We start from the raw sequence: 18,007 nt of genomic DNA on the forward strand, positions 1-18,007 counted from the left end.
CTAGCCCACTTCCAATTGCAGCATCAGCGCGTCCATGCAGAACTTGGCCGCCCAGTTCGGATACCGATTCCTCATGTAGCCGCCTGAGCGCGGATGCGAACCGGGCAGCGCGCCGCGAACGCCACCGTCAACTGCGGCCAGGTTCTGGATCGACAAATTGAACCGGTCGGCGTCCTCGGCCGCCGGCAGCCAGGATCGCTCGCCGGTTTCTCTGGCAAGGCGCTGCCAGATGATCGCCATCTGCGCGTTGCCGGTCACGCAGGTCCAGCGGCTCGCCGGCCGCCAGGCGGAATCCAGCCGGCCAGGCAAGGCGCCATCGCGGCGCTGGGTTTGCGCAACCGCTCGCGCCACGCGCGCCGCGGCATCCACGAAGGCGTCGTTGCCGGCGACCAAGCCGACTTCCAGCATGCCGCGGGTCGCATAGGCGATGGTATGCGTCAGCGGACGATCGTTGTCCTCCAGATCGTTGTTCTGCAGCCACCCGTTGGGCTGCATCTGCGCAAGCGCCCACTGCACGTTGCGCACCGCCGCATCCAGATAACGCGGCTCCTGCAAGACCTGGCTGGCCTTGGCCAGCGCAAACGCCACGCGCGTGTTGTAGGTATTCACGGCATGCACGGCGAACGGCGACGCAAAACGCCGCCACGCACCATCCGGGTCCTGGGCAGCCACCAGCCAGTCCGCCGCGCGCAGCGCCGAATCACGGAAACGCGCGTCCCGCGTCTGCTGCCACGCGGACAGCCAGCCGAACAACACCTGCCCGGTGTTGAAGATGGTCGGCACCACCGTAGTTGAATCCAGCGTACCGGCACGCACGCCCCCTTCAGGGAGCTGGATGGCGGTTTCCCACTCGGCCATGCGGATGGCGCGCTCCTGATAATCGCCTTGGCCGGAAAACTGCGCGTAGCGCAGGAAGGTCGGAATGATGTACCCGGTGGTTTCCGGATAGGCGCCAGTCCATTGCCGCTTCGTTGCGTCGTAATAGGCGCTGACACCGCCGCAGCCGGTGGCGTCCTGGGCGCGCGCCAGCCATTCGGCGGCAGCCTGCAGTCCATGGCGCACATCCACTGCCGGACGTACCCGGCCCCCGGACAGAAGTCGGATGACCGCGTTCATGACTTGCTCCTGGCCGCAAGCGATCCCGGCAGCATCTTCGAAGTCCGGCTGTGCAGCGCACGTCGGACGCGTTGCATGCCCTCTGCCAGGCATGGCATGGGATCGCACCACCGGCACAAGGCATCGGCTACCCGGCCGCCGCGCGGATAGCCCTGCGTGAGCTGCTGACCTTGGGCGGCTGCCGATTGCATGTCCTCGGAGCGCACTCGCCATACGACCGGTCGCTTTGCAGCGGCGGGCGGCGGAAACGACAGCCCCAGCTCCGAACACCAGGCCGCATACGGCAGATTGACGCCGTTCAAGCTCGCCACTTCTTCCTGGTAGTCGGTGCGCCCGATCGTCGGCTCCACCATGCGGAACTCGCCGCTGCGCGCATCGCGCTTGTACTCCATGCCGGCCATGCCGATCACGCCCGCGGCCTGAAAGAAGCGGGTGGTCATGGCGGAAAGCTCCGCATGGACTTCCGCGGCCGCGGTACAACTGGCCGTACCGCCCACCTGTGGCGGCCACGAGCGGATCTTGCGACCGGTGAACGACCCCACCACCTGCCCCTGCCCGCCGAGGCATTGCAGACAAAAATAGATGTTCGAATCCGGGCCTTCGATCCACTCCTGTACCACCACGTCGGCCATCACCGGCAGGATGCGACGGGCCAGCCCGGCAGCTTCCGCGGCGCTCTCCACGCGGTACGCCTTCCTGAACCGCCACCCGTAATCGACATTCCGTTCGCCGGGTTTGACCACCACCGGATAATGCAGGTATTCGAGCGCGGACAAATCCGCGAGCGTGCGAATGTGCAGCAGCGGCGGAATGGGGCTGCCGAGTTGTTCGGCGCGGCGCTGGAACCCCTGTTTGTGCAACAAGGTATCCACGACGTCTCCGGGCGGCAGGCTGAACCGGTAATAGGCGGACAGCAGATCGCGATGACGCGAAACGGTCTTGACACTTTCCTCCTGGGTCAGGAACAACACCGGGCGCACACCGGAAAACCGCATCGTGCCCAGGCGCACCAGGTCTTCGACCAGCGTTTCACCGTGCGTCGCATGGATCTGCAACGGCTGCGCCGCGCGGGTATGCATTTCCGCACGCCGCATATCGGTATCCAGCAAGCAGACCGGGACCCGCGCGTGCGCCAGGCTGCGCGCCACGCCCAGGCCATTGACCCCGGCACCCAGTACCACCGCGGGCGTATCAGCGATCATGCGCCCCTCCCGCGCCGCGTCGGCGACGATCGAGTACGTCGGCATAGACGGCGCGGTAACGCGCCACGCTCGCCGACCAGGTACGTTCGCGCTCGACGAACGCCTGCCCGTTGGCGATCACCTTGTCCCAACCGGCGTGCGTCGTCAGCAGCTCGATCAGGCACTGCGCGAGCGCCTCGGCCGAGCCAGCGGGGAAAAGGTGGCCGTTGCGGCCATCGCGGATCAGCTCGCGGTGGCCGCCGACGTCCGACGCGGCCACCAGCTTGCCCATGGCCATCGCCTCGAGCGGCTTCAGCGGCGTCACCAGTTCCGTCAGCCGCCGCGAGATGCGCGGATAGACCATGACATCCATGACGCCGTAGTAGCGGGTGACTTCGCCGTGCGGCACGCGACCGACGAAGTGCACCTCGCGCTCGAGGCCGAGGCGGGCGGCCAGCGCGCGCAGGGCGGCCTCCTGCGGACCGCCGCCCAGCAGCAGCAGGCGCGCCTGCGGCACCGCGCGCAGCACCAGCGGCATAGCCCGGAGCAGCGCGTCCAGCCCCTCATAGGCGTAGAACGAGCCGGCGAAGCCCAGCGTGTACCCGCGCACAAGTCCGTACTTCCCCAGCAGCTCCGCATCGACGCTGGTCGTGGATCGAAACCGGGCAGTGTCCACGGCGTTGGGAATGACGGTGACCTTGTCGGCGGGAATGCCGCGCTCCAGCATGTCGCCGCGCAGGCCATCACAGATCGTGGTTACGGCGTCTGCCCGTTGCAGTGCCCGGGTTTCCAGCGCGCGCGTCAACCGATACCGCGCCCCTCCCTCGCGCGCCGTACCGAGGTCGACGGCAGCGTCTTCCCAGAACGCACGGACCTCGTACACCACCGGGATACCGGCGGCCCGGCCCACCGCCAGCGCGGGCAACGCGTCCAGCACCGGCGAGTGCGCATGGAGGATGTCCGGACGCACGCTGTCCACCACCTCGGCCAGCCGGGTCTGCAGCGCGCGCATCAGGCAGCGGTACCGGAGCAGCGGCAATCCTGCCAGCAGGCCGGTCGCCGGCGGCGTGCGGTAGAACGTCCAGTCGCCGACCTGTTCCTCGCGCTGGCGGTCGTCTCCCTGCCGGGGGCCGGTCAGTTGCATCGTCTCCCACCCCAGCGCGCGCTGCGCCTCGAGGATGGCGAGCGTACGGAAGGTATAGCCGCTGTGCAGGGGCAACGAATGGTCGAGCACGTGCAGGATGCGCAGCGGCCGCTCGGCCGACGCTCCTGACCGATCCTGCTGCAGTGCGGCGCGCGGGCTGTGGTTCATGGCTCTGCTCCGAATGCCGCATCTTCGGCAGCGGCCGCGCGTATCCGCGCATAGAGTGCGTGCTGCGCTTCCACCACCGGCGACCACCCCAGCCGCTCCGCCACAGCGCGGGTGGCGGCACGTGTCGGCGCCCGCTCCCGCAGCTGCAGCCATGCGGCGGCAATGCCTTCGGCGCTCCGCTGCGCGGCGATCTCCCCCGCTTCCGGCGCGTCCAGCAACTCGGCGGCACCGGCAAACGGCGCGGCCACCACCGGCGTGCCGCAGGCCAGGGACTCCAGCACGACGTTGGGCATGCCTTCGCGGCTCGACGCCTGCACCAGCACGTCCGCCGCGTTGTAGTAGTCGCACAGCTGCGCGTGGGGAATGGCGCCGAGCATGCGCACGCGCGCGTGCAGACCCAGCCGGTCGACCAGGCCGCGCAGCTTGCGCTGTTCCGGCCCCTCGCCGGCGATCAGCAGGGTCGCCTCCGGCACGCGCGCCAGCGCCTCGATGACAAGGTGCACGCCTTTGAGCGCGACCAGATGGCCCACCGTCAACCATACCGGACCGGCGAGGCCCCATCCGGCACGGATTGCCGTGCGGTCCCGTGGCCCGAAACGATCAAGGTCGACGCCATTGCGCAGCACCGTGATCTTCCCGGGGTCGACGCCCAGGGCGGCGACCTTGTCCTTCAGCGCCTGCGATACGGCCACGATGGCCGCGGCGCGCTCCGCTGCCCACTGGATTTGCGCCCTGGGTCGACGATAGCGCGGAATCCACGTCACGTCGGTACCGCGCGCGGTGATCACCACCGGTTTGCCCAGCGCCGCACCCAGTCGTGCCGCCGCCACGCCATCCGGATAAAAGTAGTGGGCATCGATCAGATCGAAGTCGGTCCCGTCGGCCTGCAGTTTCCGCAGGTCCGGCAGCAGGGCGCGATACATCAGCTCGGGCGCGATGCTCATGCCAAGCTTCGGAATGGCCGGATAGCGTGGATGGCTGATCTGGATGCCGTGGCGCTGCTCATGCGCAGGCACCCTGGCAAATGCCGAGTAGGCCCCGAAGCGCGGATGCCGGAACGGAAACCATGGCACCGGCGCCACGACCGTCGCGGTCACCCGCCCGGAATCCACGAGATGCCGCAGACGCTCCTCGACAAACACGCCGTGGCGCGGTTGGGCGGCATTCGGATACAGGCTGGTGAAGACCAGCAGGCGGATCCTGCGTTCGCCAGCCGCCTCGACGCCGGCCCCAGCACGCTGCCGTGCCGCGTCGAATGCGTCTTCTGCCGACGGCATGACACCACCGGCAACGCCGTTGAACGATACGTTCCTCATGGCTGTACCCCGGCGGCCACGACCCTGCGCGCCGCCTCGGCGGGGGCTGCAGCAGCGGGCTGCTGCATGCGGCGCATAAAGGCGTCCAGCATCAGCAGGCTCCATAGCGTCGCGCTGTGATCGCGCCGGCCAGCTTCATGCTGCCGCAGCAGCCGATCGAGCATGGCCGGCTCGAAGTACCCGCATTCGGCAATGGCTCCGGCAAGCAAGGCGTCCCGGGCGCGCCGCGCGAGCGGGCCGCGCAACCACGCTGCCAGCGGCACGCTGAAACCCATCTTGCTCCGGTACAGCACATCGTGCGGCAAATCCGCTTCGAGCGCTTTCTTGAGGATGTATTTGCCGGCCCCCCCCCTCAGCTTCAACCCGGGCGGCAACGATGACGCCCACTCGACCAGGCGGTGATCGAGCAGCGGCACGCGGACCTCCAGGCTGTGCGCCATGCTGGCCCGGTCCACCTTGGTCAGGATGTCGCCGGGAAGCCAGGTCTTGAAATCCAGGTACTGGGCCAGCAGCAGCGGATGATCGGTGGGCACGCGTGCAGCGTGGGCACGGAACACCGCGAGCGCGCTGTAACCTTGAAGTTCGCGCTTGAAGCTCGCGCTGTACAACCGCTGGCGCAGCGCAGTCGAGGTAGTGCTGACGGTATGGAAATAAGCCTCCACGTCGTCGCGGGCGAGCGCCTGCAGCGTGGTCTTGGCGCGCAGCGGGCGCGGCGCCCAGTCAGCCTTGGGATAGAGACCGCCCAGCACGCCGAACAGCGGCTTGCGCAACGCCAGCGGCAGGCGCGCACGCAGACCGCTTTCCCATGCGTGCAGGCGATAGCGCCGGTAGCCGGCGAAATCCTCGTCGCCACCGTCGCCGGACAGCGCCACGGTCACCTGGCTCCGTGCCAGTTCGCACACGCGGTACATCGGCAGCGCCGAGCTGTCGGCAAATGGCTCGTCGTAAACCGCCGCCAGCGTGTCGAGGAGCGCATGATCATCGGCGCTGACCCGCCGCTCGAAGTGCCGGGTATGCAGATGCCCGGCCACCTGACGCGCATGGGCGATTTCGTCGAAGCGGTCGTCGTCGAAACCGATGCAGCAGGTGCGTACCGGTTGCTGCGACACCCGGCTCATGCTGGCCACCACGGCGCTGGAATCCACGCCGCCGGAAAGAAACGCGCCGAGCGGCACGTCCGCCATCATCTGCCCTGCCACGGCGTTGTCCAGCAAGCCGTGAAGCTGCTCTGCAGCCTCATCCGCCGTGAAGTCGGCGGCGAGCTTGAACGGTACATCCCAGTACTGCCGGGGAACCGGTCGCGCTTCGCCGGCACGCCAGCTCAGCCAATGGCCGGGCGGCAGTTTGAAGATTCCGCGATAGATGCTGCGCGGATCCGGCACGTAGCCGAGGGCAAGATAATCTTCCAGCGCCTGCGGATCGAGACTGCGTTCCACCCCGGGATGCGCCAGCAGCCCCTTGAGTTCGGAAGCGAACACCAGCTCGCCGGCGCGGGTGAAGCCATAGTGCAGCGGCTTGATGCCCAGCTGATCGCGCGCCAGGTAAATGCGCTGCGCACGCATGTCCCACACCGCGAAGGCAAACATGCCAACCAGGCGCGCCAGGCAGGCCTCGCCCCAGTGCTGCCAGGCGCGCAGCAGCACTTCGGTATCGCAGCGGCTGCGAAACACCGCGCCACCCGTCTCCAGCTCGGCCTTGAGCGCCGGGAAGTTGTACAGCTCACCGTTGTAGACCAACGCCAGACCGGCCACCTCATCCACCATCGGCTGCTGCCCATGGCCCAGGTCGATGATGGACAAGCGGCGATGTCCCAGCCCCACGCCCCTGCCGAGATACAGCCCGGCCTCGTCCGGTCCGCGGTGGCGCTGCGCATCGCGCATGGCCAGCAGAACTTTCTCATCCACGCCGGAGTGGTACGACGAAACGATGCCGGCCAGACCGCACATGTCAGTGCTCCTTGTGCCCGGTCAAGCCGGACACCATGTGTGGCTGCACGGCGTTCGCCTGCCGACCCAGCAGTTCGTCGTACAGCGCGACATACGCGGACACCATGCTGTGTAGGCTGAACCGCGCAGCGACGCGCGCTCGTCCGGCGGCACCATGCCGACGCCGCAGCTGCTCGTCGGCGACATAGGTGCGCAGCGCCGCCGCCAGCGCGTGCGGATCGCCGGCCGGCACCAGCGTTCCTGTCATGCCGGCCACCACCACTTCGCCCACCCCGCCGACGTCGGTGGCCACCACGGGCAGTCCTGACGCCATGGCCTCCAACAGGACACCCGGCATGCCTTCGGCGATGGAGGAAAGCGCGAAGACGTCGAACTCCGCGAGCAGCGCCGCCACATCGCTGCGATTGCCCAGCAGCCGGACTTGCGTCGAAAGTTCGCCACGCGCGATTTGCGCTTCGAGCGCAGCGCGCTGCGGCCCTCCACCCAGCAGGACCAGGCGCAACTGCTCGCGCTGGTGAGGCAATGCCTCGCACAGAATGCGGAAGGCGGCTATCAGTCCGGCATGGTCCTTGACGGCATCCAGTCGCCCGACCGTGCCGATCAGCACGGTTCCGGCGGGCGCGAAAGCTCCCAGCAAGGGGCGTACACCTCTTTCATGTGCCGTGCCGGCAAACGCGGTTGCGTCAATGCCATTGGGAATACACGCAACGCGCGAAAATGGTATGCCCACTTTTTCTACAAGCCAGTCTTGCAGGTCCATCGAGACCGCCAGATAACGGTCGATGAACGGCAGGAGCCAGCGGCGCAAAAGCTGGTGCTTCCGGCTTTCGCCGCGCGGGTCGGCGGCATCACGGCCTCGTTCCGCATGCACGACGCGACGAACCCCTGCAAGCCGGGCGACCGGCGCCACGTCCACGGCACCGATGTTGTACGTGTGGACGAGGTCCGGCCTCAGATCCCGCAAGACGCGCCACAGCCTGAAATAGCAACGCCAATCCTTACCGGGCCTTTTGGCCAGAGCCACGCACACGACATCGTCAGGCTCGATTTGATCCCGAAGCGCACCGTAGCCTTCCAGGCAGATCACCGCATGGCGGTAGCACTGGCAGGTCTGGTTGATCAGGGTAACGAGCATATGCTCCATGCCACCGGTGTCCAGCCGGTAGAGCACATGCACGATCAGCGGCTGGGCGTTCATGGCTGGCTCCCCGCAAGATCGGGTGACCGCTGCTCCTGCACCTCCGGCACGCCGGGCACGGGCAGCGTCTGCGCGAAGGCGTGCAGCTTCGTCCGCACCCGATCGGCATCGTCGCCGGCAACCGGCGACGACAATGCCCATACCGAAGAACGAGGCAGCTGCCCGCGCAGTACGGCCCATGCCTGCAGCAACTTGGCCAGCACCGGCGAGCGGGTGCAGCGGCGATCCACGCAGTACCAGTACCACACCAACCGCGAGCCGCTCGCGCCCACCAGCCGCAGCTCGGCGGCAGTCGTGCTCCACCCGCTGGCAAGGTCGAGCTGCCGCCGGGTCCGACTCAGGATTTGCGCGCGCGCCGGATCGTAGAGATCGTTGCCGTAGGTGATCAGGGTATGACCCCGGCGCGGCTTGCCGGTATAGATGGCATGAAACAACTCGACCACCTCGCCGCTGGCGGCCGACTGGTAGGACACCCGTACCTGCCCCGCCGCCCCCCTGAAGATCGGCCGCCAGCCGTCCGCGGCAGCCTGTGGCCCATGCCAGCCAGCGATGGTTGGTGCGGTCAGCTGCATGGTTTCCGGCGCTGCCGGGGCCACCACTCCGCCGGCCAGGGCCGGACCCGCGATCAGCAGCGCCACCGCCGCCGGCCACACCATGCTGCGCGCCGTGGCAGGCATGTCGCCGCGGGCGATGGAAGGTTCCGGCATCACCGGCGGGTCGCGGAAGAACCAGCCGACCAGCAACAGCAGCAGCAGCACCGTGCCGAAGAACTGCCAGCCAAAAATCATGTGGTCCGTGCCGGTCGCATATTCCAGCCCCCAGGTCTCGCCGATCAGCACGGTGAAATACACCCGCAGGCCATTCGCGATGACCGGCACCACCGCCGCCAGTGCCACGAACACCACCCGCTTCCACCAGCGCCGGTACATCAGGTAGGCATACAGGCAGCCGAGCGCCGTGCAGGCGATGAAGAACTTCACGCCGCTGCAGGCATCGGCCACCATCCATACCGCCGAGGGCGTGATGATCTCGCGTCCGTTGAGCAGCACCGGCGTGCCGGTCAGCTCCAGTGCACGCACGGCGAAATGCGCCGTGATGTCCTGCAGCGGCCCCACCAGCGCATCGCCCCAGGGAACCGCGAACACCACCAGATAGCCGAGCGGAAACGCCAGCACCCATAACGCTTGCCATCCCCAGCAGGCCAGCACCAGCGCCGAAAACAGCGCCACGAACGCGAAGTGCTGCGCCAGATTGACGTCGAGCAGGCGGCCGGCATACCACACGAACACCAGCACCGTCACCGCCGCCAGTCCCCAGAGGCTGGGCACCGGCACGCTCGCCTGGAGTTGGTGGCGCAGACCGGATGCCACCCACAGGCTCAACGGAAAGATCAGGAAGGCGTACTGGTAAGTGCCATCGTGCGCCCACGCCCATACCAGCGATTGCACGGTCCGCCAGTAGCAGACCAGCAGCACCACGACGGCGACGGCGAACGCAGCCGCGGCCAGTACCCAGTCGGGCGCGCGCACGGAGAAGCCGGCCACGGCGGCAAACGGCCTGTTCATGGGCAGACCCCCAACCCGGCAGTGCCAACGACATCCATGGAGGCTGCGCCGTGGCGCACATTGCGCAACACATTTTCATACGTGTCGAGACTGCGCCCCCAGTCATGGCGGGCCAGCACCTCGGCGCGGGCCGCCGGCACCCGCACCGCCTGCGGCGCATCCAGCCAGCGCAAGGCCTCCGTCGCCATGACCTCGGGCGATTCATCGATACAGCCCTGGCGGCCCGCGAAATCCGCGACGCCCGCGTAGGCTGCAGGCGTCGCCAGCAGCACCTTCTCCATGGCCAGCGCCTCCAGCACCTTGTTCTGGATGCCACGCGCAACCCGCAACGGTGCGGTCACGACATGCGCATGCGCCAGGTATGGCCGCACATCCTCCACCCGTCCGGTAACCGTGATACCGGCGAGCTGGCCCAGCACGCGCACCGCGGCCGTCGGCTGGCTCCCCACGATGTAGAAGCGGGCGTCCTGGCGCCGGACGGCGATCCGCGGCCAGACTTCCTGCGCGAACCAGCGCGCCGCATCCACGTTGGCGCGGTAATCCATGGCACCGGCAAATACCACGACCCGTTCTCCCGGCCGGTAGGGGCTGGAGCAGGCCCGTTGCGGATCCCAGTACGCGGCATCCACCCCATTGGGGATGCCGTGCACCCGGCCAGCCGACTCCGGTACCCGCTGTCGAAAGAACGCCGCTTCGGCTTCCGAGACGAACACGCTGGCGTCGAACTGCGCGGCAATGGTGCGCTCGAACTCTGCCAGCCGCCGCGCTTCCCACCGGTACACCTGGCGCTTCACGGCACCGGCCTGCTGCGCGTACTGGTTCCACTTGTCGGAGTCCACGTCGACGAAATCCATGACCCGGCGCAACTGGGTGTGCCGCATGACGAACGGCGCCACGCCCGACGAATAGCACAAGGCCAGCTCCGGCTTGTGCTCGGCCAGCAACCGTTCGACCCAGCGCTGCATCACGCGGTCGCGGTAGACCCCGACGGTAAGCGGCTCGCCCTGCACCAGCGCCGCAAGCGCGCGCCAGCCCGCGCGCCAGGACGGCAACGGCCGGACACATACGTCGGCGCACAGGGCCTCGACCGCCGCCAGGTGCTGCCAGTCGACCGGATCGTCCACGAACGTGCCGAGGTACACGCGGTAGCGTTCGGCGAGCCGCCGCAGCACATGGTACGAGCGGATCTTGTCGCCCTTGCTGGGCGGCCAGGGCAGCCGATGGCAGAGGAACAGTACCGATTGCATGCGTTAGCCCAGATCCCGCGCGAGCCATGGCCCCAGCGCACAACTCACCGGCAGCGGCAGCCGCTTCCAGGCTTCGATGAAAAGTCGGTACCTGCTGTTGGTGGGGCTGATATTCGGCACCGTCCTGGCGCGCACCAGGTAATAGGCATACGGCAGCGGTTGCGGCTCGAAACCCCAATGCTTCTTGAAGTGGTAGGAACCGCTGTCCTGCTTGCTGCGGCCGTAGTCGAACAGCCGGGCGCCGCGCTCGGCCGCACGCTGCATCACCGCCCAGTACATGAAGTCGTTGGCCGCCAGATCACGGCCACGTGCCACACTGCCGCCGTAATACGGATGCACTTCATCGCGAAAGTAGAAACTCATCACCGCGGCCACCGGCTGTCCCTGGTGGGTGACCACGGAAACCTCGCAATCCTCGCCAAACGCCTGCTGCAACCGCGTGTAATAGTGGCGCGACAGCACCGGCGTACCCAGATTGCGCACGCTCTCGGCGTACACCCGGTAGAACTCGGCAATGCTGCCGTCGTGGCGCACCTGCAAGCCGGCGCCCATGCCCTTGCGCACCATGGCGCGCTGCTTGCGCGGGATCGCCTTGAGATTTTCGTCATGGTCCGCGCAGATCGCCTTGCGGAAGCCGACGTACAGATCCTTGACCGGCCAGCCGGGATGGCGCAGCTCGCGGTCGCGCAGTTCGAGATAGTCGACGCGCAGCTCGTCGGCGAGCGCGGTCGCGGCTCGGGTGAGCCGTGCCTCGCTGCCCGGGTCGCCCGCCACCACCCCGCCGTACACGCAGAACGGCATCGAGATCAGTGCGTGGCCAAACAGCCGGCTGCGAATCTCGGCGAGCGGCAGAACGCCGGTGATGACTCCGTGCCGTTCCGCGTACAGATAGTGGCAGCGATGGCCGAGCACCTGCTCAAGGATCCCGCGCCAGGCCACCCGGTGGAAAAACGTGGCCCGCGGCGCATCCTCGACAAAGTTGTCCCAGCGCCGTTCGTCGCCCCTTTCCAGGCGCCTGACGGTGCAAGGGTCGGCGGAATGACTGGCGTGTGCGTGGTCGAGCATCTCGCATCCCCTCAGTGCGCGCCGAGTTCGACGGCCTGCAGCGCCACCACCGGATAATCGGCGGACGCGCGGGCGAGAAACACCCGGTCCATGCGGTCGAAACGGAAATCGCGCACGAGCCGCTCAAGCCGGGGCGCCGTGCGGGGCAGGTTCAAATAGTGGCGCACCCGGTTCCTGAGCGTCACGCCGGGCACCCGTGGCTGCTGCGCATCCACTTCCCATGGATGAAAATAGAACACTCCGGAGCGCCGCTCGCGCCGGTTGACGCGCTGCAGGCCGCGCCTGAACAGCGCATACGGCAACAAGCGGAAATAACCGCCACCGCCGCACGGCCAGTTGCGCCCGCACAGCCGCACCGTCGTCACCGGAATTTCGAGCAAGCCGGAGCGCTTCGTAAAAAATGGAAATCTCGGTGCCGCGGGCATGCCGTACAAGTCGTGATGGATCGGCACGATGCTGGAACTGTAGCGGTACCCGGCGTCGCGCAATTCCTCGTGGGCCCACAACGTGGTGGGTCCGATGGAATAACTGGGTGCCCGGTAGCCATACACGGCGGTACCGGTGGTGTCCTCCAGCAGGAGTTTCGTGCGCGTGATGCTGTCGCGAAACTCCGCCCGGCTCAGATTCGTCAAGCGCTCGTGGCCGAACCCGTGGCTTGCGATCTCATGGCCGGCGGCGCTGATGTCGCGCACCAGCGCGGGGAAGCGCTCCGCCACCCAGCCCAGCACGAAGAAGGTGGCGTGCACGCCGTGCCGCTCGAAAAGCTCCAGCACGCGCCGGGTATTGCCGTCGACGCGGACGGGCCAGCGCGGCCAATCCTCGCGCCGGATGCACTGCTCGAAGGCCGCCACCTGGAAATAGTCCTCCACATCCACCGTCATGGCGTTGGTGACGGGCTCGAGCTGTGGCCGCGCCGTGCTCATGGGTCTTCCTGGCCTGAACCCGGGTACCGCGCGTCGGCGATCGCCGCCTCGTGCACGACCGGTGCCAGCGGCGACGCGGCCAGCAGCAGCACCTCCCGGCGTCGAACCTCTTCACGCAGCAACTGCAACATGACCCTGTTGCGTTCGAGGTCCAGCGAGGCAAGTACGCTTTCCGGATCCGATGGCACGACGGCACGCGTCAGATCCAGCTCCTCGGGCACCGCGGACGCTTCCAGCGTCGCCGGCACGCCGGCCATTTCCTCATGGATCTCATCGAGCACAATGGCGAGTTCCGTCTGGTCCAGGCTGTGCAGTTCCTCCAGATAACCGTGCAGCAGCAGACGGTCCATGACGAGATTGATCTTGCGGGGGATCCCGCCACTGGCCAGGTAAACCCCGGTAAAAACGTCGGGCGCCAGTTCCGGGTCGTCGTTCCAGCCGACGGCATGCAGGCGGTGCAGGACGTACGCGCGGCTTTCCTCCTCGCTCATGGGATCAAGCCGGTGGGAGGCAATGATGCGCTGGCGCAACTGTTCCATGTGGTTGCTGACGATGATGCGCCGCAATTCGGTCTGGCCGACCAGGAATACCTGCAGCAGCGCACGGCCCCTGAACTCGAAGTTGGACAGGATGCGCAGCATCTCGAGTGCCGCCGGGGTAAGCGTCTGCGCTTCGTCCACCACCAGCAGGGCATGCGTCTGACGGGCGTGCAGCGATATCAGGTGCCGCTTCACATCCTGCAGCAGAGCTTCCTTGCCGCGCCCCTCAAAAGGCAGGGCAAGCGCCGCGGCCACGGCCGGCAAGATGTCGTCGCCATCGAGGTTGGCTGAGGCAATGCTGGCCACGGCAAGGTTGCGATGTGCGAGTTCCTCGAACAGCTTCTGGATGAGCAGCGTCTTGCCGGTTCCGACTGCACCGGTGATGACCACGAAGCCTTCACCCTGCTCGAAACCGTAGAGCAGATACGCCATGGCGCGCTTGTGACCCTTGCTGGGGAACAGCATTCCCGCATCCGGGGTCAACTGGAAAGGCTTGCCACGCAGTTTGTAAAACGCCTGATACATGCCGTTCTCAGAACAGATGGGTGAACTGCAGGAAAACCACGTTCGCGCGGTATCCGTGCGCGTCGGGCGACACGGCATGCACATGGCGGGAATAGCGGCGCAGCCGCAGGCTGGCGAAGTTCTTCGGATCGAGCTGGTGCACGAGATCCAGTTGCGCGTACTGGCTGTAGTTGGTTTGCCCGTCCCGGTAGCGGTAACGCTGCCAGACATATGTCGGGGTCAACGTGGTCAATGGCCCGATATTGAACAGCCAGGCGACATCCGCATTGGTCACTCTCTCCCGACCGCTGTTCAGGAGAAAATAGTTGCGCCGCTCGTCGTACAACGTGACCCTCAAGACGCCTTTGGGCATCTCGTAGGCCGCCGATGCGGTGGCGCGCTTCATGAGGTAAACCCGCTGCTCCCTGAGCGAAGGAATCACCGGGAGTCCGAGTGACGGGATGGTGTCCGTTCCCTGTCCCAGCAACTGCTGATTGAGATCGGTGGGTCGCTCCACATAACTTGCGACCGTCGTCAGCAAGGCGGCTGTGCGCGTCCAGGACAACTGGTAGCTGCGACCATAGAACCGGTGCCCGACCAGCACCTTGAAATCATTCAGCGTATTCGACCACTCGGCGCCGGCGTCCCAGAAGCTCGCGCCCAGCCTGTTCACCGTGCCGTCGGCGAGGAATTTGTTCTCCCTGCCGACATCGGCCAGCAAGCTCACATTGTCACGGACCTGCACCGCGCCGCCCAACCTGGCGGTCGAAAAGCGCGAGCTGCGGCCGGAATCAAACTCGATGCGCTGGTCGACATAGCCAAGGTTCCAAGTCCACTTTTGGTCCTTCGGGCTTACGAGGTTGAACTGCACCGCGTTGCTGGTGATGTCGGACGTGCCGATCAACAGATCGTTGCTTTGCGCGGGAATGCCTCTGGTGTTGTACAGCACGCGCCCGTAGCTGTAGCGCAGCATCGCGCTGCCCACGTTGCCAAGCTCCTGGATCCAGTACGGGCTGAGCGTGCCCCGCCCGACATTGGCGCGGTTGTTGTCCAGGAAAAACGTACCGGAGCCGGCCGGCAATTCATTGTTGACGACCTCGCGTCCGTATAACGCGCTGCCGTCGAGGAAGAAATGCTGCGGAAGAAGGGTGAGCGTGCCGTGAGTGTCGAGATTCTGCGCCAACTGGTTGTGGCGCGATTGCCCCTCGTACAGATACCCCGTGAGCGTGTAGTCAAACACGCCGGAGAACCGCGGCCCGCTGAAGGCGGACTTGATGAACGGCTGGATCTCGGTGATCCAGCCGGTCTGTTTCGGTTTGCCGCTGGGCGCCAGCATGAGGTTATCGGTGTACAGCTCACCGAGCGTGACGCCCACGACCACGCCCGGGGAATCGACGCTCGGCTGCGGGATGATGCCCGGCGGCAGATTCTCGGAACTCCCGGCAAATCCGCCGACCGAGTTCTGCGCAGGCGGCATGGAGGGGTCCACGCTCTGGGCTGCAGCTCCTGTCAGCCAGCCGCCCAGGGCAATCGACGACAGGACAATCGACGCCGACCGAACGCGCATCTAGGCTTCCCCGGCCAGGTGGACCCGGGGATACAGGCCATAGTAGGTGTTGTAGTAGTTCTCGCTTGCCGGCAGGCAGCTCATGTTGAGAACCAGGCCGACATATTGCGAGTCGCTCAAACTTTGCAGCGCCGAATCGACCGCATGCTGACCCGTGCAGCCCGCGGCTACCACCATGACCACCTGGCCCATGTGGGAAGCCAGCACCTGCGACTCCGGAGTCGCCAGCAGGGGCGAGGAGTCGAACACCACCAGACGACGCAGGTGTCGACCGCCAAGTTCTTCAAGCACGTGCTCCATGCGCAGGCTGCCGAACAACTCGGTAGTCAGCGGATGGCGCCGCCCCACCGGCACCACCAGCAGATTCGGTACATCGGTTCGCACGATGACCTCGGCGGGCTGGCGCCGTTCGTCCACCAGCACGTCCATCAGCCCCGGGTGCCCCTCGAGCCCCAAAGCGCGGGTGATATGGGATTTCGGTATATCGCCGTCCACCAGCAACACGTCGAAATCCATCTCGTGCGCCAGGCTCAGGGCCAGATTCATTGCGGTGAAGGACTTGCCTTCGCCAGGCACCGCGCTGGTCACCACGATGCGCCCTGCGTGCGGCAACACCTTGGCGCCTTTTCCGATGGCATTGTCCATCAACGGCTGCTTGATGCGACGCAGCTCATCGGCGAGCCGATCGTTCGCCTCGTCGCCAGCAGGGAGCAGGCCGGCGCGTTCCAGGGCCATCGGATCCACGTGCCAGGCCGGCGCAGTTTCCGTGGTTTGGTCCACAGTCCGCGCCTTGCCGGACAAACGCTCGATCGTCGGCACCGAACGCGCTGGTGTCGCCTCGACAGCCGCCGATACCGGCGGTTCGGGCTGCAGGTTCTTGAGCTTCTCGACTGCTTTCTCGACGATGCTCATGCGGCCCCCACCATGAAGAAATGCTGCACCAGCCGGGCAAGTTGTCCGTCAAAGGCGAACCCCAGCATCAACACCATGACCAGCAGACCAGCCCCCGTGCAAAACCCGGCCACTTCGCGGCGCTGATTCCGACGCCGCGATGGCGACGTGATCAGACTGAGCCCGCCGAGCACGGGATAATTGCCGGACTCCCGCAAACTCTTGAGACTCACGAACACCGGATTCATCTTGTGCAGGAAGTACGCAAACCCGCTGCCGACAGCCAGCGCCAGCGCGAGCACCAGCAATAGCAGCAGCCCGCGTTTCGGGCTCACCGGCCGCAGCGGAACGACCGGTGGATTGATGACGCGGAACTTCAGGTTGTTGCCGCTCTGCGTTGCATCCTGAGACAGCTCGGCCGTGTTCAGGCGCTCCACCAATTGGTCGTACTGCTTTTTGGTAACGTCGTAATTGCGCATCAGCCGTTGCAAGGTCGCCTGCACGTCGGAGATCTTGTCCACACTGCCCTTGAGGTCGGCAATCTGCCGCTTCTGCAGCGCGATCTGCGTGGCCAGCGCCTGGACGCTGACCTGGGTGGAATACATGGATTTCTGCATTTCCTGGTACACGGGATTGTCCGAGACCACGCCCAGCATCGGGCTCGCGGGCGCACTCTTCCGCAGCGCATCGCGCCGCGCCTGCAGTTGCGCGATCATGCGCCGGGTGGAAACCACGTCGGGGTATTCGTCCGTATAACTCAGCAACAGCTGGTTGAGCTGCTGCTGGTAGGTCGCAATCTGCTTGTCGACATCCTGGGTGCGCGGGTCGGCTCCCAGCGAGGTCGAGCCGCTGCTCGCCAGCGCACGCATCTGCTGCTGGGTGGTCGCGCGACTGGCGACGGTCGTATCGTATTGGCCTTGCAGGTTCTGCAACTGGGTCTCGGCCGCCTGCAGGCGCGCGGAGTAACTGCTGCCACCCTGGTCCGGTACATAGCCGACATTGGCCTTCTGGAAATCCGCGAGCTTCTGCTCCGCCTCGTTCAGCCGGTTGCTGTAGGCCTGGACCTGTTGCTGCAGAAAATTCTGCGCCGTCTCGGTGGAGACGGTATTTGCACCCAGCGTCTCGTTCATCAGGATCTGCAGGAACGCCTGCACCACTTTCTGCGCCATCCGACGGTCGGGATCGGCATAGCTGATGTCATAGAGGTCCTTGGGTCCGGCACCCTTCACCGTGACGGCAGCACCCAGCTTGAGCAGCAACTCGTCCTTGTCCGCCGGGGTCGTGGCGCGCAGGGACAACCCGGTCTTGTCCGCCACGGCCTCGAGATTGGGGCGCGAAAGCAAGGTCTGGGTCATGATCAGGAGGCGGCCCCCCACATCCGGCTGCACCGCAACCCCGCGCAGCAGCGGATTCGTCAGCGCCTCGGTGTCGGCATACACCTGGGCATTGGCCGCGTACTTGTTCGGCAGGCTGAACACCAGCACCGCGCCGACGATCGCCACGCACCACGCGACGATCAGCGCATGCCAGCGGTAGCGCCAGCTGGTGCGCGCCTCCAGCAGCACGTGCTGAAACAGCTCACGCAAATCGAACGATTGCTTCTGCATCACTTCACCTTCCCGATGTCGTTGACGGTT

The 18,007-nt window shown here is 66.3% G+C and carries 14 protein-coding genes; all 14 read right to left on the bottom strand.

Annotated features, from left to right (window positions below; all coding sequences use genetic code 11):
• From LRK53_RS15365 to LRK53_RS15430, 14 genes are read right to left on the bottom strand one after another with little or no spacing between them, the layout of a single operon-like run.
• Window positions 1-1,116, bottom strand: coding sequence for a pectate lyase (locus LRK53_RS15365; protein WP_027491091.1), 1,116 nt, complete (start codon window positions 1,114-1,116; stop codon window positions 1-3).
• Window positions 1,113-2,318, bottom strand: coding sequence for a carboxylate--amine ligase (locus tag LRK53_RS15370; RefSeq protein ID WP_027491092.1), 1,206 nt, complete (start codon window positions 2,316-2,318; stop codon window positions 1,113-1,115). Before LRK53_RS15370 ends, LRK53_RS15365 begins: the two co-directional genes overlap by 4 nt.
• A complete protein-coding gene (locus tag LRK53_RS15375; RefSeq protein ID WP_027491093.1) occupies window positions 2,308-3,609 on the bottom strand; it encodes a TIGR04063 family PEP-CTERM/XrtA system glycosyltransferase in 1,302 nt (433 codons plus the stop codon). The genes LRK53_RS15370 and LRK53_RS15375 overlap by 11 nt, the downstream gene beginning before the upstream one ends.
• Window positions 3,606-4,925, bottom strand: a complete 1,320-nt coding sequence (locus LRK53_RS15380) for a glycosyltransferase (RefSeq protein WP_027491094.1) — start codon at window positions 4,923-4,925, stop codon at window positions 3,606-3,608. Before LRK53_RS15380 ends, LRK53_RS15375 begins: the two co-directional genes overlap by 4 nt.
• Window positions 4,922-6,871, bottom strand: a complete 1,950-nt coding sequence (locus LRK53_RS15385; protein ID WP_027491095.1) for an XrtA/PEP-CTERM system amidotransferase — start codon at window positions 6,869-6,871, stop codon at window positions 4,922-4,924. The genes LRK53_RS15380 and LRK53_RS15385 overlap by 4 nt, the downstream gene beginning before the upstream one ends.
• Window position 6,872: 1 nt before the next feature.
• The gene (locus LRK53_RS15390) at window positions 6,873-8,069 is read right to left on the bottom strand and encodes a TIGR03088 family PEP-CTERM/XrtA system glycosyltransferase (RefSeq protein ID WP_027491096.1); all 1,197 of its coding nucleotides are present in this window, start codon (window positions 8,067-8,069) and stop codon (window positions 6,873-6,875) included.
• A complete protein-coding gene (xrtA, locus tag LRK53_RS15395; protein ID WP_027491097.1) occupies window positions 8,066-9,634 on the bottom strand; it encodes an exosortase A in 1,569 nt (522 codons plus the stop codon). Before xrtA ends, LRK53_RS15390 begins: the two co-directional genes overlap by 4 nt.
• Window positions 9,631-10,881, bottom strand: a complete 1,251-nt coding sequence (locus LRK53_RS15400) for a TIGR03087 family PEP-CTERM/XrtA system glycosyltransferase (RefSeq protein ID WP_235642374.1) — start codon at window positions 10,879-10,881, stop codon at window positions 9,631-9,633. Before LRK53_RS15400 ends, xrtA begins: the two co-directional genes overlap by 4 nt.
• Before the next feature lie 3 nt (window positions 10,882-10,884).
• Window positions 10,885-11,946, bottom strand: coding sequence for a FemAB family XrtA/PEP-CTERM system-associated protein (locus LRK53_RS15405; RefSeq protein WP_235642375.1), 1,062 nt, complete (start codon window positions 11,944-11,946; stop codon window positions 10,885-10,887).
• Between the two features lie 11 nt (window positions 11,947-11,957).
• Window positions 11,958-12,869: an XrtA system polysaccharide deacetylase gene (locus LRK53_RS15410; RefSeq protein ID WP_027492557.1), complete on the bottom strand. Its 912-nt coding sequence runs from the start codon at window positions 12,867-12,869 to the stop codon at window positions 11,958-11,960.
• Window positions 12,866-13,933: an AAA family ATPase gene (locus LRK53_RS15415; protein WP_027492558.1), complete on the bottom strand. Its 1,068-nt coding sequence runs from the start codon at window positions 13,931-13,933 to the stop codon at window positions 12,866-12,868. The genes LRK53_RS15410 and LRK53_RS15415 overlap by 4 nt, the downstream gene beginning before the upstream one ends.
• Before the next feature lie 7 nt (window positions 13,934-13,940).
• The gene (locus LRK53_RS15420; protein ID WP_027492559.1) at window positions 13,941-15,479 is read right to left on the bottom strand and encodes a TIGR03016 family PEP-CTERM system-associated outer membrane protein; all 1,539 of its coding nucleotides are present in this window, start codon (window positions 15,477-15,479) and stop codon (window positions 13,941-13,943) included.
• Window positions 15,480-16,391 (bottom strand): P-loop NTPase family protein, encoded by a 912-nt coding sequence (locus LRK53_RS15425; protein ID WP_027492560.1) that lies wholly within the window; start codon window positions 16,389-16,391, stop codon window positions 15,480-15,482.
• Complete coding sequence (locus LRK53_RS15430) at window positions 16,388-17,977, bottom strand: XrtA system polysaccharide chain length determinant (protein WP_027492561.1); 1,590 nt, start codon at window positions 17,975-17,977, stop codon at window positions 16,388-16,390. The genes LRK53_RS15425 and LRK53_RS15430 overlap by 4 nt, the downstream gene beginning before the upstream one ends.
• Between the last annotated feature and the right edge of the window lie 30 nt (window positions 17,978-18,007).

Origin of the sequence: Rhodanobacter thiooxydans (assembly GCF_021545845.1) — a bacterium.
Lineage (GTDB): Bacteria > Pseudomonadota > Gammaproteobacteria > Xanthomonadales > Rhodanobacteraceae > Rhodanobacter.

Excerpts from the sequence above, each read along its gene's own strand:
- LRK53_RS15370 (WP_027491092.1), bottom strand. The coding sequence starts at position 2,318 with ATGATCGCTGATACGCCCGCGGTGGTACTGGGTGCCGGGGTCAATGGC.
- LRK53_RS15415 (WP_027492558.1), bottom strand. The coding sequence starts at position 13,933 with ATGTATCAGGCGTTTTACAAACTGCGTGGCAAGCCTTTCCAGTTGACC.
- LRK53_RS15380 (WP_027491094.1), bottom strand. The coding sequence starts at position 4,925 with ATGAGGAACGTATCGTTCAACGGCGTTGCCGGTGGTGTCATGCCGTCG.
- LRK53_RS15405 (WP_235642375.1), bottom strand. The coding sequence starts at position 11,946 with ATGCTCGACCACGCACACGCCAGTCATTCCGCCGACCCTTGCACCGTC.
- LRK53_RS15385 (WP_027491095.1), bottom strand. The coding sequence starts at position 6,871 with ATGTGCGGTCTGGCCGGCATCGTTTCGTCGTACCACTCCGGCGTGGAT.
- LRK53_RS15400 (WP_235642374.1), bottom strand. The coding sequence starts at position 10,881 with ATGCAATCGGTACTGTTCCTCTGCCATCGGCTGCCCTGGCCGCCCAGC.
- LRK53_RS15365 (WP_027491091.1), bottom strand. The coding sequence starts at position 1,116 with ATGAACGCGGTCATCCGACTTCTGTCCGGGGGCCGGGTACGTCCGGCA.
- LRK53_RS15410 (WP_027492557.1), bottom strand. The coding sequence starts at position 12,869 with ATGAGCACGGCGCGGCCACAGCTCGAGCCCGTCACCAACGCCATGACG.
- LRK53_RS15420 (WP_027492559.1), bottom strand. The coding sequence starts at position 15,479 with ATGCGCGTTCGGTCGGCGTCGATTGTCCTGTCGTCGATTGCCCTGGGC.
- LRK53_RS15375 (WP_027491093.1), bottom strand. The coding sequence starts at position 3,609 with ATGAACCACAGCCCGCGCGCCGCACTGCAGCAGGATCGGTCAGGAGCG.
- xrtA (WP_027491097.1), bottom strand. The coding sequence starts at position 9,634 with ATGAACAGGCCGTTTGCCGCCGTGGCCGGCTTCTCCGTGCGCGCGCCC.
- LRK53_RS15425 (WP_027492560.1), bottom strand. The coding sequence starts at position 16,391 with ATGAGCATCGTCGAGAAAGCAGTCGAGAAGCTCAAGAACCTGCAGCCC.
- LRK53_RS15430 (WP_027492561.1), bottom strand. The coding sequence starts at position 17,977 with ATGCAGAAGCAATCGTTCGATTTGCGTGAGCTGTTTCAGCACGTGCTG.
- LRK53_RS15390 (WP_027491096.1), bottom strand. The coding sequence starts at position 8,069 with ATGAACGCCCAGCCGCTGATCGTGCATGTGCTCTACCGGCTGGACACC.